The organism is Streptomyces sp. NPDC047982, assembly GCF_043204165.1.
Classification (GTDB): domain Bacteria; phylum Actinomycetota; class Actinomycetes; order Streptomycetales; family Streptomycetaceae; genus Streptomyces.
Window position 1 is genome coordinate 30,901 of record NZ_JBIDBS010000014.1, and the last position, 23,538, is coordinate 54,438.

Sequence of the window (23,538 nt, forward strand, 5' to 3'; positions counted from 1 at the left end):
CGGCACTAACTTGCCGGTCACGGCACTACAAGGTCCTGGGCGCGTGCCCGTCGGTCCTGGGCGCCCTGCCCGGTCCTGACATGGACGCGTGTGGGCTCCGGCGTGGACGTGTCCCCCGGCCGCGAGCATGGACAGGGCCTCCGCGCTGTCACGGGACGGACGGACCGCGTAGGTACGTGCCCGCGGACGTGTACGGCCACGCGTTGGCGACGCACCCCTTCAGCCCGTCGATCTGCTGCATCATCGCGGGCGCGCGGCGTCCGGGCCCCGGGCAGGTCTCATGACCGTGGCCCAGCCAGTGGCCGACCTCGTGGTTGATGATCAGTGCCCGGTACTCGGCCAGCGGGCCGTCGAACTGCGGCGACCCCTGCATCCACCGCTTCAGGTTCACCACGACCGTGGTGCCGACGCGGCAGTTGACCTCGCCGCGGGTCTTCAGCCCGTACGCCCCGCAGAGCCGGTCGACGGTGTCCGGTGTCGCGATCCGGATCACCAGACCGGCCGGGCCCGAGTCGACCTGCCGGAACGCGTCGCGCCCCGTGCGGGTCCAGCCGCGCGGGTCGGCGAACACCTCGGAGACCGCGGCCGCGGCGGGACGCGTGGCCAGACCGGTGCCCCGCTCGACCTCGACGCGGTAGCGGTGGACGGTGCCGGTGCCATGGTTGCCGGTGTGCGCCGGGGCAGCGATGTCGAACGCGCCGGAGCCGCGCACGGGCAGGGAGCCGGACCGGGACTCGTCCGCACGCTTTCCCTGCTCGGGCTTCTCCTCCGCCGTGCGCCCCTTCCCGGCGCCGGAATCGCCGTCGTCGGCCGAGGGGGAGGGGCGAGGACCGCCGCGCGTCGCATGGGACCCGGGCTCGACACCCGGACCCGGGGACGACGACACCGCCGCCCGGTCCGACGGGGTCCCTTCATGGCCACCCCACGCCAGCGTCCCGCAGAGCAGCAGCGCACCCGGCACCAGCACGGCGCCCATCACCCGTATCCGGGTCTTCCGGCGGCGGGCCCGCCGAACCGCGCCACGACCACGACCACGCGCCCTGCGGCCCCGCCCCTCACCCACCATGGACGGACTCCTGCATCGGCTCCATCGGGAACGCTTCGGCGTAACGCACCAGGCGCAGGAAGCGATCGTCCCGGGCGACGCGGAGCAGTTGGTCGGTGGTGACCGGCGCCGAGACCGAGGCGGAGTCGTCGCCGTCGACCGAGAGGACGACGGCGCTGCTCTTGAACGTGAAGTGGACGCTGACGTCGACGACGTCCTTCCCGCCCTTCGAGTTCCCGGCCGCGGTGACGGCGCGGGCCGTGATCCCGTCCACCAGGGTGACCTGCTCGCACCGGTACTTCACCACCGGGGCGTCCTGGCAAGGCGGCTCCTGCGCCACGCCGCCGGACGGGGCGCCCGACGGGCCACCGGTGGGACGTACGGAGAAGACGACGGGGAAGACATGGCCCCGGGAACCGGCCTGATACCGGCTGACGGCCAGGTCGACCGGGCGTACCGTGCCGAACGCCGCGGGCAACAGCTCGTCCAGCACGGCCGCCGCCTGCTGCTGGAACTCCTCCTGCCGCCCGCGCTCGGGCGCGGGCAGGTCGGCCATGGACGACTCGCCCGGAGGCGGTTGGACGTGGATGGGCGTACGTGTCGGCCCGGTGTGCGACGGGGTCGGCATCGGGGAGCCGGAGGCAGGCGCGGTGCGCGAGGGGTTCGGCGTCGGGGAGCCGGACGCAGCCCCGGTGGGTGCGGGGGACGAAGTCCCGTGACCCGTGCCCGGTACGGGCGGCGCTGCGAGCTGCGAGCCGCCCTCGCCCGGGCCGGCGCCCGTGCCCCAGGACGGCAGCGTCGCGCCGAGCACCCCGAGCGCCACCACTCCCACCATCCCCCCGCCGATCGCCGCCCGCGCCCTGGTGCGGCGCCTGCGGCCCACGGCCAGGGCGGCCGGCACCAGGTCCGGCGGCGCAGGTGCCCCCTCGGCCGCCTCCGCCATGGCCTCCCTGATCAGTCGCTCCTCGCTCTCCTGCGGCGCGCTTTCCGGAAACATGTCCATGACGTTCTCCTCAGCTGCGGGTGGTGTAGAGGCACGGGTCGCCCAGCCGCGTGCGCAGCGTGGCGAGCGAGCGTGAGCACTGGCTCTTGACGGTGGACTCACTGCAGCGCAGCAGCTCGGCGACCGTCCGCACGCCCAGGTCCTCCCAGTAGCGCAGGACGACCATCGCCCGGGCACGGGGCGGCAGTTCGGCGAGTGCGGTCAGCAACGTCACCGTCAGCTCGGGTCCCACCGAGGGGGGCGGGGCATCGACATGGCTGTGGGCCAGGAAGTCGCGGAGCCGACGTCGGCGCTCGGCGAGATACGTCCGGGTGAGGACGGTGCGCGCATAGGCGGCGGGATCGTCGGCTCTGCTCGCCCGGTGCCAGTACTGGAAGAGCTTGGCCAGCGTCGTCTGGGTCAGATCCCGGGCGCTCTCCGCGTCGCCGCACAGCAAGTATGCGGTCCGGTACAGACGCCGTTGGTTCGCCCGGGCGAACTCCTCGAATCCGGTGGAGTCCCGACTGCCGTCTGCGGTCATCTGTCCCCCTCTCCGGGGTCTCGGTGGTCTCTCACCCCTGTACTGAGTGGTGCAGCGGCCAAAAGGTTGAAGACGAGTTCGGGAACGTCGCGGCGCGGCGCACGACCGGCGCGAGGGGCCGCGGACCGGGCTGCTTGAATGGACGGGTGACCCGAGCTTCCCTGGACAAGCAGCCGCACGAAGTCGCCACGATGTTCGACGACGTGGCGGCCAACTACGACCTCACCAACGACGTGCTGTCCCTCGGCCAGGCCCGGCTCTGGCGCAAGGAGGTCGCGAAGGCGGTGCACGCCCGGCCCGCGGAGAAGATCCTGGACTTGGCGGCGGGCACGGCGACGTCCTCGCTGCCGTTCGCCGCGACGGGCGCGTACGTCGTGCCCTGCGACTTCTCCCTCGGCATGCTGCGGGAAGGGAAGAGACGCCACTCCTGGCTGCCGTTCACCGCGGGCGATGCTACGAAGCTGCCGTTCCGCGACGAGTCCTTCGACGCCGTGACGATCTCCTTCGGGCTGCGCAACGTCCAGGACACGGACGCGGCGCTGCGCGAGCTGTACCGGGTGACGAAGCCGGGCGGCCGGGTCGTCATCTGCGAGTTCTCGAAGCCGACGTGGACGCCGTTTCGCACGGTGTACACCGAGTACCTGATGCGGGCGCTGCCGCCGGTCGCGCGCGCGGTCTCGTCCAACCCGGACGCGTACGTGTACCTCGCCGAGTCCATCCGCGACTGGCCCGACCAGCCGGGGCTCGCGGCGAAGCTCCAGCGGGCCGGCTGGTCGAAGGTCGCCTGGCGCAACCTCACCGGCGGCGTGGTGGCCCTGCACCGGGGCGTGCGCGCGTAGTACTCGTCCTCCTGGGCGTTCCGAACGGCAGCTTCCGAACCGACCGTTCCGAACCGACCGTCCGGAAGCTGCCGTTCGGAACAGCCCTTCGGCTCGGCCCTTCGAAAACCGGCCCCGGCCCCGGCCTCGCGCGTCTCGGAGCCGGGGCCGCCGTCATGGACCCACCGTGACGGCTGCGGTTACGGGCCCGCCGTCACGGGGCGGGCTCCGGCCGGACGTCCGGAGACCTCCGCCGGGGCGCCGCCGAAGAACGCGTCACCTCGGGGTCGTCGAGCACGCGGTGCCGGGCCACCGCGTCCTCGTCGGCGGGGACGCGCAGACGTAGCAGACGTACACGGGGAGCGAGATCGAGGAGTCCTTCAGGAGCCGGACGAGGGACCCCCATAGACTGCATGGGACAGGTGCCGCGCGGCACGCGCTTTCGAGCCTCCGGGAGATCCGACCGTGACCGAGCCCCTCTCCGAGCACAGCGCGGACGTGATCGTCGTCGGGGCAGGCCCGGCCGGTTCCACCACCGCGTACTACCTCGCCAAGGCAGGGCTGGACGTCCTGCTGCTGGAGAAGACGGCCTTCCCCCGGGAAAAGGTCTGCGGCGACGGCCTCACCCCGCGCGCCACCAAGCAGCTCGCCGCCATGGGCATCGACATCTCCGAAGAGGCCGGCTGGCTGCGCAACAAGGGCCTGCGCATCATCGGCGGCGGCGTCCGCCTCCAGCTCGACTGGCCGGAACTCGCCGCCTACCCGAACTACGGACTGGTCCGCAAGCGCGACGACTTCGACGAGCAGCTGGCCCGGCAGGCGCAGAAGGCGGGCGCGCGCCTGTACGAGCGCTGCAACGTCGGCGCCCCGGTCGTCGACGACCGCACCGGCCGCATCACCGGCGTCCACGCGAAGCTCGGCGAGGAGAAGACCCCGGTCACCTTCCACGCCCCGCTCGTCGTCGCCGCCGACGGCAACTCCTCCCGGCTGTCGCTCGCCATGGGCCTGCACCGCCGCGAGGACCGTCCGATGGGTGTGGCCGTGCGTACGTACTTCACCTCGCCCCGTCACGACGACGACTACCTGGAGTCCTGGCTGGAGCTGTGGGACCGGCGCGGTCCGCAGGACCGGCTGCTGCCCGGCTACGGCTGGATCTTCGGCATGGGTGACGGCACGTCCAACGTCGGTCTCGGCATTCTCAACTCCTCCTCCGCGTTCAAGGAGCTGGACTGGCGCGAGGTCCTCAAGGCGTGGTGCGCCTCGATGCCGGAGGACTGGGGCTTCATCCCGGAGAACATGACGGGCCCGATCCGCGGCGCCGCCCTCCCGATGGCGTTCAACCGCCAGCCGCACTACACCCGTGGCCTGCTGCTCGTCGGCGACTCGGGCGGCATGGTCAACCCGTTCAACGGCGAGGGCATCGCATACGCCATGGAGTCGGGCCAGATCGCCGCCGACGTCATCGTCCAGGCCCATGCCCGTACCACCCCGGCCCAGCGCGAACTGGCCCTCACCAACTACCCGAGGGTGCTCAAGGAGACCTACGGCGGCTACTACACGCTGGGCCGCGCCTTCGTGAAGGTGATCGGCAACCCGAAGGTGATGAAGATCGCCACCCAGCGCGGTCTGACGCACCCGCTGCTGATGAAGTTCACGCTGAAGATGCTCGCCAACCTGACCGACCCGACGGGCGGCGACGCCATGGACAGGATCATCAACGGCCTCTCCAAGGTGGCCCCGAGGGCCTGAGCCGTCCGCGCGAACGCCCGCCCGCCCGGGCCGGCACCCACACACCCGACACTCGCACGCACGAACGCCCGCTCGTCCGGCTGCTCGTCCGGCCGCCGGGCGGGCTTCGAGCGACGCGTCGACGCGGGAGGCGGTCTCGCCTTCGCCCCTGTGGTGCCGACGAGCGCCCTCACGGGGACCGCGCCCTCGTCCTCGGTGGTCTCGCCGTGGCGCCGGGGCCGACCGGCCGCGCGATGGCCGCGCGCGGGGGAGGCCGGAAACCCCGGTCAGGCCCTGGCCGACGTCGTCCACGGCGCCCGGGGCGCGGTTCCCGCCCTCCTGCTCGCTCTTCTCATCGCGCCCCGGTGCCGGGAGAGGCGCCGGCCCCCGCGTACGTCACCCCTGCCTCCGTCACCGCACCGTCGTCCTCCGGCCGCGGTACGGGCCGTTCGGCGCCGGCCTCCGCGCACCGTTCGGCGTCGGAGTCCTTGGGGGTCAGGTGCGCCCGGCCCTTCCGGTACCAGCGTGGCGTGAGCGAGCCGAGCCGGGCGGCGAGGGCGGTCTCGTAACGGGGCTGGAGCAGCAGGACGAGCCCCAGCGCGCAGACGCCCGTGACGCCGTACAGGATCCACGACTTGGCGCCGCGGGCGGAGAACGCCACGATCCCGAACGAGAACAGCGCCGACCAGAAGTACATGAGCAGCACGGCCCGCCGGTGCGAGTGGCCGAGCTGGAGCAGCCGGTGGTGGAGGTGACCCTTGTCGGCGGCGAACGGCGACTTCCCGTTCCACGTGCGCCGGACGACCGCGAGCACGAGGTCGGCGATGGGCAGCGCGATCACGGACAGCGGCAGCAGTAGCGGAATGTAGACCGGCACCATCGCGGCCGACCCCGCCGTGCCGTCGACCGTCTGACTGAAGAGGCTCGGGTCGACCTCGCCCGTGACCGAGACCGCGCACCCCGCGATCAGCAGCCCGAGCAGCATGGAGCCCGAGTCGCCCATGAAGATGCGCGCCGGGTGCGAGTTGTGGACCAGGAACCCGAGGCACATGCCCGCGAGGATCGCGGAGATCAGGGTGGTGGAGGCCGCCGCCTCGATGCCGTAGCCGTACCAGAGCCGGTACGCGTACAGGAAGAACGCCGTCGCCGCGATGCCGACCGTCCCGGCGGACAGCCCGTCGAGTCCGTCGACGAAGTTGACCGCGTTGATGGTGACCAGGATCAGACCCACGGTCAGCAGCGTGCCCTGCCAGTCGGCGAGGTAGAACCCGTCGGTGCCCGGCACCGGAAGCCAGAGGATCGTCAGCCCCTGGAACACCATCACCCCGGCGGCGAGCACCTGCCCGCCGAGCTTGACCAGCGAGTCCAGCTCCCACTTGTCGTCCAGGACGCCCAGCAGCCAGATGATCGTGGCACCGGACAGCAGCGCCCGGGGCGTCGAGCTCTGGGTGAAGATCTCTTCGAGATGCGGCAGGTGGGAGGCCACCAGGTAGCCGGTCAGCAGCCCGCCGAACATGGCGATCCCGCCGAGGCGCGGAGTGGGTTCGCGGTGGACGTCGCGCGCCCGGATCTCCGGCATCGCGCCGATCGTGATGGCGAACTTCCGGACCGGACCGGTCAGAAGATGGGTCACCGCCGCCGTGATGAACAGCATGAGCAAGTAGTCCCGCACGGGCGGCCTCACATCCCGGCCCGTCGGGCCGATTCCTGAACAGCTTCTTCCGGTTCTGCTTCTCCGGGGCTGCTGCTCAGGGTGGGACGGGCCGATCGGCGAGTCCGATGCGCGGCGGCATTGGATCCTGGCTCCTGGCTCCGGATCCCGGTCGAGGCCCCTCGCTGCGCCCCGCCGAGCCTAACCCATGCGTGTTGCGCAATCGCGGGGTGCCGGGTGGGGATGGCCGGATGCCGAGCCGCTGCGGGTGGCTGCCGGGCCGGCGGCACGGTGGTCCGGCCGAGCGGGGCGGGGGAGCCGACCGGTTCGGGAACGAAACCGGTAGCGGGCTCGAACCGCAGTGCCTCGAAGCAAAGCCGTGCGGCCGGTTGCAACGGGCCGGGCAGTGGGAGTTGCGCGCACGGTCGACCGCCCGATGGTGGTGTGCCGATGGCTTGTACCAAGTGACCGGGCACCAGGGCGGGTTGCGGGAGCCGCGCGGCAAGGTCGGGCGTACGCTCCGACGAGAGCGGCGACATGCGGTGACCGTAGCGTCACGCGTGTGCCTGGTGCACCCTACTCCGGAGCACACTTGTCCTGGTGCCGGTCATGGCACTGGACGCGTAAGAGCCCCTGTCCGGAAGGAGAACCGGGGCAGGGGCTCTTACACGTGACGGCGGTGCGTACTACCGAACGAAGCGGTCGAACTCGCCGGTCTTGACGCCCTGGATGAACGCGGCGAACTTGTCACGGCTCGTCCGGGTGACCACGCGCGGGTCGTCGCTCTCGCGCAACAGGATCGCCTCGGTGTGCCGTGCGACCTCGACGCACTGCTCTCCGCCGCCGGAGAACGACGACTTCTGCCACCTGATGTCAGTGTCCATGGCGCGGATTATCACAGGTCGCGAGCGAGGTGGTGAATGAAGCTCCGCGACTCGTCGGGATCGAGACTGACCCGTCCGGCGAAGTCGAGCTGCATGCGATAGCGGTTCAGGTCGGCCACCGCGTCCAGGTAGACGCCTCTGAACGGGGCATCGATATGGACGGTGTCCAACTGCGGTGTCACCCCGCCCGCGTACAGCACGGTCTGTGTCACCTCGACGAACTGTTCGGCGGCGAACGGGATCACGCGCACGGTCACCGCGGGCCGTCGTGTCTCCTCCAGGAGGCGTTCCATCTGGGCACGCGCGACCTTGCGTCCGCCGGGTCTCATGCGCAGACCGGCCTCATGGATGACGAGGTCGAACTTCGGCGGGTCCTCGCGGTCGAGCACCGCCTGCCTGCGCATCCGGTGCTCGACCCGCGCCTCGACCTCGTCGTCGGGCAGCCTGGGCAGGGCGCCTTCGAAGAGCGCACGCGCGTACTCCGGGGTCTGGAGCAGACCGGGCATGGTCACGGACTGGAGGCAGCGCAGGTATCGGGCGTGGTGTTCCAGCTCCGCGATGTTCAGGAAACCGGGCGCCAGTACGCCGCGGTACTCGTCCCACCAGAACTGGCCCCGGTGCTCCCGCGATATGGCGCACAACGCGTCGATCAACGCGGTGTCGTCGCATGAGTAGAAGCTCGCCAGGCGGCGGATCCGCTCCTCGCTGACGCCGATGCGGCCCGCCTCTATATGGCTGATCTTCGCCTGATCGGTGGAGATCAGCCCGGCGGCCTCGCGTGCGGTCATGCCGGCCTGCTCGCGCAGCTTTCTCAACTCGCAGCCCAGGCGCACCTGTCGTGCGGTGGGGTTGTCCCTCGGTGGCATGTCACCTTCCTCTGATCGCGCACAGTCTTGCGCGGTGCGGACGGTCCGGTCCACCCTGTCGCAGGAAGTATCGATGGCAATCTTGCTCCGGGGCATTCATGCGCCTCATGGTTTCTGTCTCGCGATGCCCAGCGGTCGTCGTGGTGCGAAGTTCGACCCTGCGCGGGCGAGTGGGAAGCCCCCGTCACGCGGCCGGTGCCACGGCGGCGATCGACGGCTACCTGCTTCAGCGTTCGCTCGGCCCCTCCGTCGAGCCGGGCCCCCTCGTCGACGGTCCGGTCGGCCTGGTCCGGCATCACCTCGTGTCCGGCGATGCCGGGGGAGACCCGCCCCGCGGAACGTGAGGCGCGGCGGTGCGACTCCCTGACACTCCGGCTCGTAGGCAGATGTGTCCGTCCGATCTCAGGGACGGTCGAAGGCGGCGGTCGGCCGCTTCGAGGGCGGCGTGAGAAGCAGGGAGGTCGCGGTCGCGCTCAGGGCGCAAGGCCCTCGCCCCCGGCCTTTGCCACGAGGGCCCGAGCACCATCACGGCGAACACCCGCATGGGCGCGCTCCGTGCGGGACGCTCGTACGCCAAGGGCTTTCGGGATGCTCTTCTCCCGTACGAGGAGCAGCCCTGACAGCACCAGCAGCACGCAGAGCACCGGACCGAGCGGGTTTCCGGGGGACATGAACCCTTGTGCCGCAAGCCCGAGGAGTCCGCACGAGGAAAGCACGGCCGCGAGGACGATCTTGTTGAGACTCGTGTGCGGCACCTCACCGGAACTGCGGCGGATCTCGAACCGGCCGAAGAGTTTCGTGAAGCATCCCAGGAAGAATCCCGCGACGCCGACCCATACCGGAGCCGCGGCGAACCACATCGGGCTACCGGGCGTCGGTGATGCGAAGCCGAGCCCGACGACCGAGATTCCTGCGGTCACCACGAGCGCCGGCATGTGCCAGAGGTACAGCGTCATGAAGCGGGTCCCGCACCACCGCAGGACGGTGATGGCGAATGGCTGTTCAGCGAGTCGCGTTATCGCGGGCTTGAGCGTCAGCCACAGTCCGAGTTGGCCGAGAGTCAGCGACAGCATCACCGCGGTCGGAGGGCTCATGTTGGAGACGGGGGCGCCGGGCATCCCAATCATGGACGCCGGGTACGGCCCGAAGAAAACAGCGGTCGCAGTGATTCCGAAGCCGATGGCGGCCAGGGCCGACGATTTCCACTTGGTCTGCGTGCATAGGCCGCCGTCGGCATAGTGGAAGCCGAACTGATGGGCTGCCAGCCAAACGAACAAGGCGTTCAGATAACCTATCGCGGGGCTGACCTCGAAGCGCAAAACGTCGACGGTCAGGGAACAGGCGGCGAGGAATCCGATCACGCGCCATCCGTGCCGGCGGTAGAGCTTGAACATGACCGGCGTGGCTGTAATGACCAGCAGGTAGACGGCGAGGAACCACAGCAGCTGCCCGGCGATCTTGCTGGCTATCAACACCGGTTGATGAGGCACGCCTTCACTCACCAGCACATGTGGCAACAGCAGCCATACGGCGGCCAACGGGATGACCGGCGCCAGGAGGCGCGCGATCCTGCTCCGGAGCCAGTCGCGCACGGAGTCCACCGCTCGGAACGAGAAGAAATTGGCAGCTCCGCCGGCGAAGAAAACCATGGGCATGACCTGCGTCAGCCATGTGAGAACCCACCAACCAGGACTGGCAAGGGCATTTCCGGTGCTCAAATGGCCATTCTCATAGGAAAGGACCGGCATGAGCCAGTGCTGAGAAATAACAGCCAGCACGCATAGCGCTCGGATGATGTCTATGAAAGAGTCGCGATCACGACGTGATGAATGAGCTTGCGTCGGCTGCATTGAATTATTGTGCGGTCAGCGGCCGATACGCACAGTAAAGAGGCCCCCCGAATCCTCAGGGGGGCCAGCACCGGGCGTGGGGGTGGGGTCTCCCCTACCAGGCGCCTGCCCGCCTGTGGGCAAAAGGGGCGTGGACCCGCCCTTGCGGCAGCGGGTCGTCGTACCAACCAGGCCGCAGAGAAGGAGCAGCCGACCGGTTCACGGCGAAGGGCCGTCGCTCCCGAGCGGGGGAGCGACGGCCCTTCGCCGTCTTCGAACGTGCGTCGCACGCCTCACGTGCTTCGCGCGCTTGTGAATCAGAGAACGCGGACCGCGCCCGACGGCGGATCGTACGAGAGGGGACGCTGCACCACACCGGTGCCGGAGTTCTGCGCGCCGACGAACTCGCCGCCGCCCACGTACACCGCGACGTGGTACGCGCTGCCCGCGCCGCCCCAGTACAGGATGTCGCCGGGCTGAAGGTTGTTCAGGGAGACCTGGGTGCCGGCGGTGGACTGGGCCTGCGAGACGCGCGGCAGGTCGACGCCGACCGTACGGAACGCGGCCTGGACCAGACCGGAGCAGTCCCACGAGTTGGGGCCGGTGCCGCCGGACACGTACGCGTCGCCGACCTGGGCCTTCACGAACGAGACGACGGACGCGGCGGAGCCGGTCGCGCTCGACGAGGAGGAAGAGGACGAGGACGACGAGGCGACGGCCGTGCTCGCGGGGGAACCGGAGGCCGGTGCGCTGAGCGTCGTACGGGCCTCGGTGCGCGAGGCACGCAGCGCTGCCTCGGCCTTCGCCTTGGCGGCGGCCTCCGCCTTCTTCTTGGCCTCGGCCTTGCGGACCGCCTCGGCCTTGGCCTTCTTTGCGACCTTGGCGGCGGAGGCGGCGGCCTGGTCCTGCTGGGCCTGCGTCCGCAGGTCCTGGGCGACCTGCTCGGTCGCCTGGGCGGACGCGGCGACGGCGGTGGAGAGACCGTCGGTGAGGGTGGGCATCTCGATCGTCCGGGTCACCGGCTCGGCCTGGGCCGGCCCGGCAGTGCCAGCGACCGCGATGGTGCTGAGGACGCCACCGGCAACTCCGGCGCGCAGTGCCGTCTTCGGTGCGCTTCGACGGGGCTTCCGGTGGCTGGGTATGTGAGCGGTGTGGGACATGAGTACTAGCGCTATCAGGGCCCCGGGTCTCCCATCAAGAAACGTGTGTTGCGACACAGTTACGTCCGGAATCTCTGAATCCGCTTCCGGGTGGCCCTTATTGACGCCGTAACGGGCAAATCGGACGCGCTCGATCACCGCTGTGATCACGGGCTTTCGTCAATACGTCCGAATTGCCCGCCACTTACCATCCGTGCACACAGATGGCCAAGCCCGCTTTCCTCCGGGGAGCGATCGAGTGGTGCAGGTCACATTCTGTCCGTCGCGTCGCGGGATGCGTGGACGTTCGCACGCGTGGAGTGCGCGGCGGGGTGCGGGTCGATGCGTGCGAACGGTCCGAAAGTCGGTTGAGTGGGCGTCAGGTGAATGCCGACCGAGCGTCGACCGAATGCCGGTCGGACGCCGGCCGGCCGGACGGCGTTGGGTGCCGGATGGGTGCCGGGTGCGTGTCAGGTGGCCGCGGGGTGCGCGTCAGCGGGGTGCCGCGTGAACGTCGGGCCGGATCCGGGTGCCGCCACCCACCGGTCCGACGTCCGGAAGCCCACCGCTCTGGCGCCCCGCGCCCCGCGCCCCGCGCCCCGAGCCCGCCGCCTCGCGCCGCAGGTCCGCGTTCCGCGTGCGGAAGATCGCCCCTCGCGCCAGGAAGCCATCGCCCCGACGCCCGGAAGATCGTGAATGCGTGCACGCGTCCACTTCGCTTGGCGCGGACCCCCTCGCGCGGGTGAGTCCGGAGTGGGGTAGATGCCCATATCATGCAGTGCTGTCCATTGCCAATTTGCATGTAGAGGCGTTCCATTGTTAATGGAAAAACGCTTTGACCAGCGATGACAGCATCAAATGTCACATCTCGTGACGGCGCTGCCGCTTTGAGTAAAAAGATCGACCCCATCCGGCTTCATGATCGTTCGCTTGGTGGTGGAGATCACAAACTCCGTCTCCTACCCCGTGTCGCAGATCACAGGACGGCGGGCATAGGATGCGGGGCAGTCGGGCTTGTGAACTGCCTCACATGTGCACGATCTTGATGGGGTGGCGAACCGGAAGCGCCCGATGCGGTCCAACGGTCAAGGACGACTGGAAGGAGCGAGGAGCGTGAATGCCTACGCGCCCATCCTCGTGCTCGGCGCCCTCGGGGCAGGGTTTGCGATCTTCTCCGTGGTCATGGCCACGCTTATCGGCCCCAGGCGATACAACCGGGCGAAGCTCGAAGCGTACGAGTGCGGGATCGAACCAACCCCCACTCCGGCCGGAGGTGGCCGCTTCCCCATCAAGTACTACCTGACGGCGATGCTCTTCATCGTCTTCGACATCGAGATCGTCTTCCTCTATCCCTGGGCGGTCACCTTCGACGCGCTGGGGATCTTCGGGCTCGTGGAGATGCTGCTCTTCGTGCTCACCGTCTTCGTCGCCTACGCGTACGTATGGCGTCGCGGCGGCCTGGAATGGGACTGAGGGGCTGAGGGGCACACCATGGGACTCGAAGAGAAGCTGCCCAGCGGCTTCATGCTGACCACCGTCGAACAGGCCGCGGGCTGGGTGCGGAAGTCCTCCGTCTTCCCCGCCACGTTCGGTCTCGCCTGCTGCGCCATCGAGATGATGACGACCGGCGCGGGGCGCTACGACCTGGCCCGTTTCGGGATGGAGGTCTTCCGCGGATCACCGCGCCAGGCGGATCTGATGATCGTGGCGGGACGGGTCAGCCAGAAGATGGCGCCCGTCCTGCGGCAGGTCTACGACCAGATGCCCAACCCCAAGTGGGTGATCTCCATGGGGGTTTGTGCCTCGTCGGGCGGAATGTTCAATAACTACGCCATTGTCCAGGGTGTTGATCATATTGTGCCGGTTGACATCTATTTGCCTGGCTGCCCGCCGCGGCCCGAGATGCTGATGGACGCGATCCTCAAGCTCCACCAGAAGATCCAGAACACCAAGCTCGGGATCAACGCGGAGGAGGCCGCCCGCGAGGCGGAGGACGCGGCGCTCAAGGCCCTGCCCCTGATCGAGATGAAGGGGCTGCTGCGATGAGCGACAACCACGGTCGCGAGCGGGGCGGCGCCGACGGCCTGCCCGCTCCGCGCGACGAGAGCGGCGAAGTCATCGGCGTACGCAGGGGCATGTTCGGCGCCGACAACGGCGGCGACACCTCCGGTTACGGCGGCCTCGTGCGGACCGTGGCCCTGCCAGGTGCCTCGTCCCGCCCCTACGGCGGCTGGTTCGACGAGGTCGCCGACGAACTCGAAGGGGCCCTGGAGGAACAGGACCTGCTGCCCGCCAACGCCATCGAGAAGACCGTCGTCGACCGCGGCGAACTCACCTTCCATATCGCCCGCGAACACCTCGTACGGGTGGCCCGCACCCTGCGCGACGACCCGGCGCTCCGCTTCGAGCTGTGCACCGGCGTGAGCGGCGTCCACTTCCCCGGCGACAAGGGCCGCGAGCTGCACGCCGTCTACCACCTGCGCTCGATCACCCACGGCCGGCTGATCCGCCTGGAGGTGTCGGCCCCGGACGGCGACCCGCACGTCCCGTCGCTCGTCGAGGTCTACCCGACCAACGACTGGCACGAGCGCGAGGCGTACGACTTCTTCGGGCTCGTCTTCGACGGGCACCCCGCTCTCACCCGGATCATGATGCCGGACGACTGGCAGGGCTTCCCGCAGCGCAAGGACGTTTCCCTCGGCGGCATCGCCGTCGAGTACAAGGGCGCCCAGATCCCGGCTCCGGACCAGCGGAGGTCGTACTCCTGATGTCTACTCCCCGTGCAACGCCCCGCGCCACGACCGAAGGGACCGTGTACACGGTCACCGGCGGCGACTGGGACGAGATCGCCGAATCCGCGGTCAGGTCCGACGACGAACGCATCATCGTCAACATGGGCCCCCAGCACCCGTCCACGCACGGGGTGCTGCGGCTGATCCTGGAGATCGACGGCGAGACCGTCACCGAGGCCCGCTGCGGCATCGGCTACCTCCACACCGGCATCGAGAAGAACCTCGAATTCCGGAGCTGGACCCAGGGCACCACGTTCGTGACGCGCATGGACTACCTGACGCCGTTCTTCAACGAGGCGGCGTACTGCCTCGGCGTCGAGAAACTCCTCGGCATCGAGGACCAGGTCCCCGACCGGGCCACCGTCCTGCGCGTGCTCCTGATGGAGCTCAACCGGATCTCCTCGCACCTGGTGTGCATCGCCACCGGCGGCATGGAGCTCGGCGCCACCACGATCATGATCTACGGGTTCCGCGACCGCGAACTCGTCCTCGACCTCTTCGAGCTGATCACCGGCCTGCGCATGAACCACGCGTTCATCCGGCCCGGCGGACTCGCCCAGGACCTGCCGCCCGGCGCGATCGACCAGCTCCGCGCGTTCGTGAAGACCATGAAGAGGAACCTGCCGGAGTACGACAAGCTCGCCACCGGCAACCCCATCTTCAAGGCCCGCATGCAGGACGTCGGCTACCTCGACCTGACCGGCTGCATGGCACTCGGCGCCACCGGCCCGATCCTGCGCTCCGCCGGACTCCCGCACGACCTGCGCAAGACGGACCCGTACTGCGGATACGAGACGTACGAGTTCGACGTCCCCACCGCCGACAGCTGTGACGCCTACGGCCGCTTCCTCATCCGCCTGGAGGAGATGCGCCAGTCGCTGCGGATCGTCGAGCAGTGCATCGACCGGCTCGAACCCGGGCCGGTCATGGTCGCCGACAAGAAGATCGCCTGGCCCGCACAGCTCGCGCTCGGCCCGGACGGGCTCGGCAACTCGCTCGACCACATCAAGAAGATCATGGGCACCTCCATGGAAGCCCTGATCCACCACTTCAAGCTGGTGACCGAGGGCTTCCGCGTCCCCGCCGGGCAGGCGTACACCGCCGTCGAATCGCCCAAGGGCGAACTCGGCGTGCACATCGTCTCCGACGGCGGCACCCGCCCCTACCGGGTCCACTTCCGGGACCCGTCCTTCACCAACCTCCAGGCCATGGCGGCGATGTGCGAGGGCGGCCAGGTCGCCGACGTCATCGTCGCCGTCGCGTCCATCGACCCCGTGATGGGAGGCGTCGACCGGTGACCGAAGCACGCCAGGAAGTCAGTCTGGGGATGCCGCAGCTCCCCGCCCCCGCCTACCCGGACGAGGTGCGCGCCAGGCTCGAAGCGGATGCGAAGGAGGTGATCGCCCGCTACCCCGGCAGCCGGTCCGCACTGCTGCCGCTGCTGCACCTGGTGCAGTCGGAGGAGGGCTACGTCTCCCGTACCGGCATGGCGTTCTGCGCCGAGATGCTCGGCCTCACCACCGCCGAGGTCACCGCCGTCGCCACCTTCTACACCATGTACCGGCGCAGGCCGGGCGGCGACTACCAGGTCGGGGTCTGCACCAACACCCTGTGCGCGGTGATGGGCGGCGACGCGATCTTCGACCGTCTCAAGGAACACCTCGGCGTCGGCAACGGCGAGACGACCGAGGACGGCAAGGTCACCCTCGAACACATCGAGTGCAACGCCGCCTGCGACTTCGCACCCGTGGTGATGGTCAACTGGGAGTTCTTCGACAACCAGACGCCCGAGAGCGCGACCCGCCTGGTCGACGACCTCATCGCCGGGCGCGGCGCCGAACCCACCCGGGGCGCGCCCCTGTGCACGTACAAGGAGACCGCCCGCATCCTGGCCGGGTTCCCCGACGAGCGCCCCGGCGCCGTCGAGGCGTCCGGCGGCGCCGGCCCCGCCTCGCTGGCCGGACTCCGCCTCGCCCGGGGTGAGGAACCGCACCCGCGCGTCGTCTCCCCCCGGGGCGAGAGCCCGCGCGGCGAGCAGCCGCACGACCCGTCACCGTCCGAGCACCTCAGCTCCCACGACGCTCCGCAGCCCACCTCCGCCTCCGACCCGGACCACCCGGCAGGCCCCACAGCCGAGGAGGGAGCGTGATGACGTTGGCCACCCAGCTCAGCGACAACGGCAGTGGCGGCGGGGGAGACCCCGAGAAGCTGCTCGCCCCCGTCCTCTCCGCCTTCTGGGACGAACCGCGCTCCTGGACCCTGGAGACCTACCGGCGCCACGGCGGCTACGAGGGACTGCGCACGGCCCTCGACATGTCCCCGGACGACCTCATCGCGTACGTGAAGGACTCCGGTCTGCGCGGACGCGGCGGCGCCGGCTTCCCCACCGGGATGAAGTGGCAGTTCATCCCGCAGGGCGACGGCAAACCGCACTACCTCGTCGTCAACGCGGACGAGTCGGAGCCCGGCACCTGCAAGGACATCCCGCTCCTCTTCGCCAACCCGCACGCCCTCATCGAGGGCATCGTGATCGCCTGCTACGCGATCCGCTCCGCGCACGCCTTCATCTACCTGCGCGGTGAAGTCGTCCCCGTACTGCGGCGGTTGCACGAGGCCGTGCGCGAGGCGTACGCGGCGGGCTACCTCGGCAAGGACGTCCTCGGCTCCGGGCTCGACCTCGAACTCACCGTCCACGCGGGCGCGGGCGCCTACATCTGCGGCGAGGAGACCGCCCTGCTCGACTCGCTCGAAGGACGGCGCGGCCAGCCCCGACTGCGACCCCCCTTCCCCGCCGTCGCCGGTCTCTACGCCTGCCCCACCGTGGTGAACAACGTCGAGTCCATCGCCTCGGTTCCCGCGATCCTGAACAACGGCAAGGACTGGTTCACGTCCATGGGGACCGAGAAGTCCCCGGGCTTCACGCTGTACTCGCTCAGCGGACACGTCGCGAGCCCCGGCCAGTACGAGGCGCCGCTGGGCATCACGCTGCGCCAGCTGCTCGACATGAGCGGAGGCATGCGCCCCGGGCACCGGCTGAAGTTCTGGACCCCCGGCGGCTCCTCCACCCCGATGTTCACCGACGAACACCTCGACGTGCCGCTCGACTACGAGGGCGTCGGCGCCGCCGGGTCCATGCTCGGCACCAAGGCGCTCCAGTGCTTCGACGAGACGACCTGCGTCGTGCGGGCCGTCACCCGCTGGACCGAGTTCTACGCCCACGAGTCCTGCGGCAAGTGCACGCCGTGCCGCGAAGGGACGTACTGGCTCGTCCAGTTGCTCCGCGACATCGAGGCCGGCAAGGGCCGGATGGACGATCTCGACAAGCTGAACGACATCGCCGACAACATCAACGGCAAGTCCTTCTGCGCCCTCGGCGACGGCGCCGCCTCGCCGATCTTCTCCTCGCTGAAGTACTTCCGCGAGGAGTACGAGCAGCACATCACGGGCAAGGGCTGCCCCTTCGATCCCGCCAGGTCGACCGCCTGGGCCGACGACAAGACCGCTCACCAGGGGGTGAACGCATGACCGTCACCACGAGCGCGCCCACCGGGGGCGGCGAGGCGGCCGTCCCGCCCGAGGACCTCGTCACGCTGACGATCGACGGCATCGAGATCAGCGTGCCCAAGGGCACCCTGGTCATCCGCGCCGCCGAACTCCTCGGCATCGAGATCCCGCGCTTCTGCGACCACCCGCTCCTCGACCCGGCCGGTGCCTGCCGGCAGTGCATCGTCGAGGTCGAGGGCCAGCGCAAGCCGATGGCGTCCTGCACCATCACCTGCACCGACGGCATGGTGGTGCGGACCCAGCTCACCTCGCCCGTCGCGGAGAAGGCGCAGAAGGGTGTGATGGAGCTGCTGCTCATCAACCACCCGCTGGACTGCCCGGTCTGCGACAAGGGCGGCGAGTGCCCGCTGCAGAACCAGGCGATGTCGCACGGCGGCGCCGAGTCCCGTTTCGACGGCATGAAGCGGACGTACGAGAAGCCGGTTGCGATCTCCACCCAGGTGCTGCTGGATCGCGAACGGTGCGTGCTGTGCGCGCGCTGCACCCGGTTCTCCAACCAGGTGGCGGGCGACCCCATGATCGAGCTGATCGAACGCGGCGCGCTCCAGCAGGTCGGTACGGGGGAGGGCGACCCGTTCGAGTCGTACTTCTCCGGCAACACCATCCAGATCTGCCCGGTCGGGGCGCTGACCTCGGCCGCGTACCGGTTCCGCTCCCGCCCCTTCGACCTGGTGTCGTCGCCGTCGGTGTGCGAGCACTGCGCGGGCGGCTGCGCCACCCGCACCGACCACCGGCGCGGCAAGGTCATGCGGCGACTCGCCGCCGACGACCCCGAGGTCAACGAGGAGTGGATCTGCGACAAGGGCCGCTTCGCCTTCCGCTACGCGCAGCAGAGGGACCGGCTCACCACTCCGCTGGTCCGCAGCGCCGACGGGGTCCTGGAACCGGCGAGCTGGCCCGAGGCCCTGGCCGCCGCGGCCACCGGGCTCGCCGCCGCGCGCGGCCGGGCGGGCGTCCTGACCGGCGGCCGGCTGACCGTCGAGGACGCGTACGCGTACGGCAAGTTCGCCCGGGTCGTCCTCGACACCAACGACATCGACTTCCGGGCCCGCGCGCACAGCGGCGAGGAGACCGACTTCCTGGCCGCCCGGGTCGCCGGACACGGCCGGGACCTGGACCGGACGGGGGTCACGTACGCCTCGCTGGAGAAGGCCCCGGCGGTGCTGCTCGTCGGCTTCGAGTCGGAGGAGGAGTCTCCCGGCGTCTTCCTGCGGCTGCGCAAGGCGATGCGCAAGCACGGACAGCGCACCTGGGCCATCGCCTCGCACGCCACCCGCGGCCTGACGAAGGCGGGCGGCACGCTGCTGCCCGCCGCGCCCGGTACCGAGACGGAGTGGCTGGACGTCCTCGCGGGCGGCGGCGGACTCGACGGCGACGGGGCCGCGGCGGCCGAGGCGCTGCGCGGCGACGGTGCCGTGATCGTGGTCGGCGAGCGGCTGGCCCTCGTGCCGGGCGGGCTGACCGCCGCGGTACGGGCCGCGACCGCGACCGGGGCGAAGCTGGTGTGGATCCCGCGCCGGGCCGGTGAACGCGGCGCGATCGAAGCGGGCCTGCTGCCGTCGCTGCTGCCCGGCGGGCGCCCGGCGACCGACCCACGGGCCAGGGACGAGGTGGCGGCCGTGTGGGGCGTCGCCGAGCTGCCGTCCGGCTTCGGCCGAGACACCGGCCAGATCCTTCAGGCCGCGGCCACCGGCGAACTGGGCGCGCTGCTCGTCGCCGGGGTCGAGCCGGCCGACCTGCCGGACCCGGCGCGGGCCCTGGAGGCCCTGGACCGGGTCGGCTTCCTGGTCTCGCTGGAGCTGCGGCCGAGCGAGGTCACCGAGCGGGCCGACGTGGTCCTGCCGGTCGCCGCGGTCGCGGAGAAGGCCGGGACCTTCCTCGACTGGGAGGGCAGGGCCCGGCCGTTCGAGGCGGCGCTGAAGCCCGAGCAGATGACGCGGACGCTCCCGCCGACCGACGCCCGGGTGCTGCACATGCTGGCCGACGCGATGGACGCCCCGCTCGCGCTGCCGGACCTGAGGTCCGTGCGCCGCGAGCTGGACCGGCTCGGCGGCTGGGCCGGCGCGCACGCCGACGACCCGGACGAGCCGGCCCGGCCGCTGCCACGGCCGGGCGACGGCGAAGCGGTCCTGGCCGGCCACCGGATGCTGCTCGACCTGGGCAGGCTCCAGGAGGGCGACGACGCGCTGGCTGGTACCCGGCACGCCTCGGTCGCCCGGCTGTCCGCCGCCACCGCGGCCGAGACCGGCGTCGAGGACGGCGACCTGCTGGCCGTCAGCGGCCCGGCGGGCCGCGTCGAACTCCCGTTGAAGATCACCGACATGCCGGACCGGGTGGTCTGGGTGCCGCTGAACTCCGTCGGGCGGGGCGTGCCGGCCGACACCGGCGCCCGGCCCGGCGGCCTGGTCCGGATCGGCCCCGCCGTACCGGCCACCGACGACACGACACCGGAGGTGGGGGCGTGACTGCCTTCGCTCAACTGGCCGCGGCACCGCACGGATCCGTGCTCGCCGCCGAGGACCTGTCGATGTTCGGCACCGACCCGTGGTGGCTGGTCGTCGTCAAGGCGGTGTTCTGCTTCGCGTTCCTGATGGTGACCGTGCTGTTCTCCATCGTGTGGGAGCGCAAGGTCGTCGCCTGGATGCAGCTGCGCATCGGCCCCAACCGGAACGGGCCCTGGGGGATGCTCCAGTCGCTCGCCGACGGCGTGAAGCTGATGCTGAAGGAAGACGTCGTCGTCAAGCGCGCCGACAAGATCGTGTACGTGCTCGCGCCGATCGTCGCCGCCATCCCGGCGTTCATGGCGATCGCCGTGATCCCCTTCGGCCCGTCCGGCAACGAGGTCTCGATCTTCGGGCAGCGCACGACGATGCAGCTCACCGACCTGCCGATCGCGATGCTCTACATCCTCGCGGTCGCTTCGGTCGGGATCTACGGCATCGTGCTGGCGGGCTGGTCGTCCGGGTCGACGTACCCGCTCCTCGGCGGGCTGCGCTCCTGTGCCCAGATGATCAGTTACGAGATCGCGATGGGCGCCGCGTTCGCCTCGGTCTTCCTCTACTCCGGGTCGATGTCGACCTCGAAGATCGTGGAGGCGCAGGAGGAACGCTGGTTCATCCTGTTGCTGCCGGTGTCGTTCCTCATCTACATCGTCACGATGGTCGGCGAGACCAACCGGGCCCCGTTCGACATGCCGGAGTCCGAGGGCGACCTGGTCGGCGGGTTCAACACCGAGTACTCGTCGATCAAGTTCGCGATGTTCATGCTCGCCGAGTACGTGAACATGGTGACCGTCTCCGCGGTCTCCGTGACCCTGTTCCTGGGCGGCTGGCGGGCCCCGTGGCCCGTCAGCACCTTCTGGGAGGGCGCGAACCACGGCTGGTGGCCGATGCTCTGGTTCGTCCTCAAGGTCCAACTGCTGCTGTTCTTCTTCATCTGGCTGCGCGGCACGCTGCCCCGGGTCCGCTACGACCAGCTGATGAAGCTCGGCTGGAAGGTCCTGATCCCGGTGTCCGTGGTCTGGCTGATGCTGGTCGCCACCGTGCGGGCGCTGCGCAACGACGGCTACGACTTCACGCGGATCGTGCTGTACGTGGCCGGGGCCGTGATCGCGGTCCTGCTGCTCTCGTTCGTCGCCGACGTGTTCCGCGACAGGAAGGGCCGGGCCCAGGAGGCGGCGAAGGCCGGGCCGGAGCCGGAGTTCGACCCGATGGCGGGCGGATTCCCGGTGCCGCCGCTGCCCGGACAGACCCTCCCGCCGGTGCCGCGCCGCAGGCCGCGGGGCGAACGGCAGCTCGTTGTCAGTGGCGGGTCGGATACTGAGAGTGACGAAGGTTCGAGTGACGGAAAGGAGGCTGACGGTGTCTGAGTCGAAGGAGCCCTCGGGAGAGAAGTTCCAGAACCCCGTCGCCGGCTTCGGCGTGACCTTCAAGGCCATGTTCAAGAAGCGGCTGACGGAGCAGTATCCGGAAACGCGGAAGGTGACAGCGCCGCGCTTCCACGGCCGGCATCAGCTCAACCGTCACCCGGACGGCCTGGAGAAGTGCATCGGCTGCGAGCTGTGCGCCTGGGCCTGCCCGGCGGACGCGATCTACGTGGAGGGCGCGGACAACACCGACGAGGAGCGCTACTCCCCGGGCGAGCGCTACGGCCGCGTCTATCAGATCAACTACGCGCGCTGCATCCTGTGCGGGCTGTGCATCGAGGCGTGCCCGACCCGGGCGCTCACGATGACCAACGAGTTCGAGCTCGCCAACACCTCCCGCGCGAGCCTCATCTACACCAAGGACGAGCTGCTCGCGGGCCTGGAGGAGGGCATGGTCGACACTCCGCACGCGATCTACCCGGGGATGGACGAACAGGACTACTACCGGGGCCTGGTCACCGAGGCCGCGCCCGGCACGGTGCGTCAGACCGCCGTCTCCAAGGGCGAGAAGCCCGTCGACGATGCGTCCGGGACGAGCGGCGACCGTGAGAACGACGGCTCGGCGCAGGAGGTGGACGCATGACGCTCCTGGCCGCGGCGGCCTCCCAGACCTCGACCGGCGAGGCCGTCCAGTTCTGGCTGCTGGGCATCGTCGCCGTGATCGGCGCGCTGTCCACCGTACTGATGAGAAAAGCCGTGCACAGCGCGCTGAGCCTCGCCGGGACCATGATCGTCCTGGCGGTGTTCTATCTCGCCAACGGCGCCTACTTCCTCGGCATCGTCCAGATCGTCGTCTACACCGGCGCGATCATGATGCTGTTCCTCTTCGTCGTCATGCTCGTCGGCGTCACGGCCGCCGACTCGCTGAAGGAGACCATCAAGGGCCAGCGCTGGCTGGCCGCGGGCTGCGGGATCGGCTTCGGCGTCCTGCTGATCGCGGGCATCGGCAACGCCTCGATGAACAGCTTCAACGGGCTCGGCACCGCCAACTCCGCGCACGGCGGGAACGTCGAGGGACTGGCCGCCCTCATCTTCACCAAGTACGTGTTCGCCTTCGAGATCACCGGCGCCCTGCTGATCACGGCGACGGTCGGCGCGATGGTGCTCACCCACCGGGAACGCGCCGAACGGGCCCGCACCCAGCGGGAGCTGTCCGAGGCGCGGGTGCGCGACGGATCGCAGGTGCCGCCGCTGCCGGCGCCCGGCGTCTACGCCCGGCACAACGCCGTGGACATCCCGGGTCTGCTCCCGGACGGCACCCCGGCCGAGCTCACCGTCATGCGCACCCTGCGCGACCGCGGCCAGATCCGCGATGTGTCGGGCGAATCCCTGGAGCAGCTCAGGGCGCTTGAACAGCGCTCCGAGGAGCGGCTCGGCCGTGGGGGCGAGGGCCGCGCCGGCGGGGCGCGCGGCCGGGGCAACGGCAATGACAACGAAGGCAGCGACAACGAAACAGAGGGGGTCGCCAAGTGAATCCGGTCAACTACCTCTACCTCGCCGCCCTGTTGTTCACCATCGGCGCGTCCGGGGTGCTGATCCGGCGGAACGCGATCGTCCTGTTCATGTGCGTGGAGCTGATGCTCAACGCCTGCAACCTCGCGCTCGTGACCTTCTCCCGGATGCACGGCAACCTCGACGGCCAGATCATCGCGTTCTTCACGATGGTCGTCGCCGCCGCGGAGGTCGTGGTGGGGCTCGCGATCATCGTGTCGGTGTTCCGTTCCCGCCACTCGGCCTCGGTCGACGACGCCGGCCTGATGAAGCTGTAAGGGGA

At 70.0% G+C, this 23,538-nt stretch carries 22 protein-coding genes; 14 read left to right on the top strand and 8 right to left on the bottom strand.

Annotated elements, in window-relative coordinates; translation table 11 throughout:
- Positions 1-148: 148 nt before the first annotated feature.
- Genes ACGF2V_RS18465 through ACGF2V_RS18475 form a run of 3 tightly spaced genes read right to left on the bottom strand, consistent with a single transcriptional unit; the run spans position 149 to position 2,568 of the window.
- The gene (locus ACGF2V_RS18465; protein WP_362619026.1) at positions 149-1,066 is read right to left on the bottom strand and encodes a DUF3152 domain-containing protein; all 918 of its coding nucleotides are present in this window, start codon (positions 1,064-1,066) and stop codon (positions 149-151) included.
- The gene (locus ACGF2V_RS18470) at positions 1,056-2,048 is read right to left on the bottom strand and encodes a hypothetical protein (protein WP_362619029.1); all 993 of its coding nucleotides are present in this window, start codon (positions 2,046-2,048) and stop codon (positions 1,056-1,058) included. Before ACGF2V_RS18470 ends, ACGF2V_RS18465 begins: the two co-directional genes overlap by 11 nt.
- Positions 2,049-2,058: 10 nt before the next feature.
- Positions 2,059-2,568: a SigE family RNA polymerase sigma factor gene (locus tag ACGF2V_RS18475; RefSeq protein ID WP_362619032.1), complete on the bottom strand. Its 510-nt coding sequence runs from the start codon at positions 2,566-2,568 to the stop codon at positions 2,059-2,061.
- A 146-nt stretch (positions 2,569-2,714) separates the two neighbouring features.
- Here ACGF2V_RS18475 and ACGF2V_RS18480 point away from each other — a divergent pair, with 146 nt between their 5' ends.
- Positions 2,715-3,407 carry a demethylmenaquinone methyltransferase gene (locus tag ACGF2V_RS18480; RefSeq protein ID WP_362619035.1) on the top strand — a complete coding sequence of 231 codons (693 nt, stop codon included), beginning with the start codon at positions 2,715-2,717 and terminating at the stop codon, positions 3,405-3,407.
- A 444-nt stretch (positions 3,408-3,851) separates the two neighbouring features.
- Positions 3,852-5,135: a geranylgeranyl reductase family protein gene (locus ACGF2V_RS18485; protein WP_362619038.1), complete on the top strand. Its 1,284-nt coding sequence runs from the start codon at positions 3,852-3,854 to the stop codon at positions 5,133-5,135.
- A 331-nt stretch (positions 5,136-5,466) separates the two neighbouring features.
- Here the strand turns inward: ACGF2V_RS18485 and ACGF2V_RS18490 are convergent, their stop codons facing one another.
- The 3 genes from ACGF2V_RS18490 to ACGF2V_RS18500 form a co-directional block, all read right to left on the bottom strand.
- Positions 5,467-6,786: an MraY family glycosyltransferase gene (locus ACGF2V_RS18490; protein ID WP_392912687.1), complete on the bottom strand. Its 1,320-nt coding sequence runs from the start codon at positions 6,784-6,786 to the stop codon at positions 5,467-5,469.
- Between the two features lie 665 nt (positions 6,787-7,451).
- The gene (locus ACGF2V_RS18495) at positions 7,452-7,649 is read right to left on the bottom strand and encodes a DUF397 domain-containing protein (RefSeq protein ID WP_362619043.1); all 198 of its coding nucleotides are present in this window, start codon (positions 7,647-7,649) and stop codon (positions 7,452-7,454) included.
- 11 nt (positions 7,650-7,660) lie between these two features.
- The gene (locus ACGF2V_RS18500) at positions 7,661-8,515 is read right to left on the bottom strand and encodes a helix-turn-helix transcriptional regulator (protein WP_362619046.1); all 855 of its coding nucleotides are present in this window, start codon (positions 8,513-8,515) and stop codon (positions 7,661-7,663) included.
- Between the two features lie 170 nt (positions 8,516-8,685).
- On the opposite strand from ACGF2V_RS18500, the gene ACGF2V_RS18505 reads away from it, so the two are divergent.
- Positions 8,686-8,859, top strand: a complete 174-nt coding sequence (locus tag ACGF2V_RS18505; protein ID WP_362707204.1) for a hypothetical protein — start codon at positions 8,686-8,688, stop codon at positions 8,857-8,859.
- 129 nt (positions 8,860-8,988) lie between these two features.
- Here ACGF2V_RS18505 and ACGF2V_RS18510 read toward each other — a convergent pair whose 3' ends face one another.
- A complete protein-coding gene (locus tag ACGF2V_RS18510; protein ID WP_362707201.1) occupies positions 8,989-10,365 on the bottom strand; it encodes an acyltransferase in 1,377 nt (458 codons plus the stop codon).
- A gap of 296 nt (positions 10,366-10,661) precedes the next feature.
- The gene (locus tag ACGF2V_RS18515; RefSeq protein ID WP_362707198.1) at positions 10,662-11,504 is read right to left on the bottom strand and encodes a C40 family peptidase; all 843 of its coding nucleotides are present in this window, start codon (positions 11,502-11,504) and stop codon (positions 10,662-10,664) included.
- Between the two features lie 1,092 nt (positions 11,505-12,596).
- Here ACGF2V_RS18515 and ACGF2V_RS18520 point away from each other — a divergent pair.
- From ACGF2V_RS18520 to nuoK, 11 genes are read left to right on the top strand one after another with little or no spacing between them, the layout of a single operon-like run.
- Positions 12,597-12,956, top strand: coding sequence for an NADH-quinone oxidoreductase subunit A (locus ACGF2V_RS18520; RefSeq protein WP_031093067.1), 360 nt, complete (start codon positions 12,597-12,599; stop codon positions 12,954-12,956).
- Between the two features lie 18 nt (positions 12,957-12,974).
- Positions 12,975-13,529, top strand: coding sequence for an NADH-quinone oxidoreductase subunit B family protein (locus ACGF2V_RS18525; protein ID WP_362619056.1), 555 nt, complete (start codon positions 12,975-12,977; stop codon positions 13,527-13,529).
- Complete coding sequence (locus ACGF2V_RS18530; protein WP_362707195.1) at positions 13,526-14,251, top strand: NADH-quinone oxidoreductase subunit C; 726 nt, start codon at positions 13,526-13,528, stop codon at positions 14,249-14,251. Before ACGF2V_RS18525 ends, ACGF2V_RS18530 begins: the two co-directional genes overlap by 4 nt.
- Positions 14,251-15,573 (top strand): NADH-quinone oxidoreductase subunit D, encoded by a 1,323-nt coding sequence (locus ACGF2V_RS18535; protein WP_362707192.1) that lies wholly within the window; start codon positions 14,251-14,253, stop codon positions 15,571-15,573. Before ACGF2V_RS18530 ends, ACGF2V_RS18535 begins: the two co-directional genes overlap by 1 nt.
- A 29-nt stretch (positions 15,574-15,602) precedes the next feature.
- Entirely contained in the window at positions 15,603-16,424 is an 822-nt protein-coding gene (gene nuoE, locus ACGF2V_RS18540) for an NADH-quinone oxidoreductase subunit NuoE (protein WP_362619324.1), read from the top strand.
- Positions 16,424-17,800: an NADH-quinone oxidoreductase subunit NuoF gene (gene nuoF / locus ACGF2V_RS18545; RefSeq protein WP_362619063.1), complete on the top strand. Its 1,377-nt coding sequence runs from the start codon at positions 16,424-16,426 to the stop codon at positions 17,798-17,800. The genes nuoE and nuoF overlap by 1 nt, the downstream gene beginning before the upstream one ends.
- Positions 17,797-20,304 carry an NADH-quinone oxidoreductase subunit G gene (locus tag ACGF2V_RS18550; RefSeq protein ID WP_362619065.1) on the top strand — a complete coding sequence of 836 codons (2,508 nt, stop codon included), beginning with the start codon at positions 17,797-17,799 and terminating at the stop codon, positions 20,302-20,304. Before nuoF ends, ACGF2V_RS18550 begins: the two co-directional genes overlap by 4 nt.
- On the top strand, positions 20,301-21,707 hold the full coding sequence (gene nuoH / locus ACGF2V_RS18555; RefSeq protein ID WP_362619067.1) for an NADH-quinone oxidoreductase subunit NuoH: 1,407 nt from the start codon (positions 20,301-20,303) through the stop codon (positions 21,705-21,707). The genes ACGF2V_RS18550 and nuoH overlap by 4 nt, the downstream gene beginning before the upstream one ends.
- Positions 21,700-22,347: an NADH-quinone oxidoreductase subunit NuoI gene (gene nuoI / locus ACGF2V_RS18560; protein WP_362619070.1), complete on the top strand. Its 648-nt coding sequence runs from the start codon at positions 21,700-21,702 to the stop codon at positions 22,345-22,347. Before nuoH ends, nuoI begins: the two co-directional genes overlap by 8 nt.
- Complete coding sequence (locus tag ACGF2V_RS18565) at positions 22,344-23,237, top strand: NADH-quinone oxidoreductase subunit J (protein ID WP_362619073.1); 894 nt, start codon at positions 22,344-22,346, stop codon at positions 23,235-23,237. The genes nuoI and ACGF2V_RS18565 overlap by 4 nt, the downstream gene beginning before the upstream one ends.
- On the top strand, positions 23,234-23,533 hold the full coding sequence (nuoK, locus tag ACGF2V_RS18570) for an NADH-quinone oxidoreductase subunit NuoK (protein WP_362021207.1): 300 nt from the start codon (positions 23,234-23,236) through the stop codon (positions 23,531-23,533). Before ACGF2V_RS18565 ends, nuoK begins: the two co-directional genes overlap by 4 nt.
- Positions 23,534-23,538 lie beyond the last annotated feature (5 nt).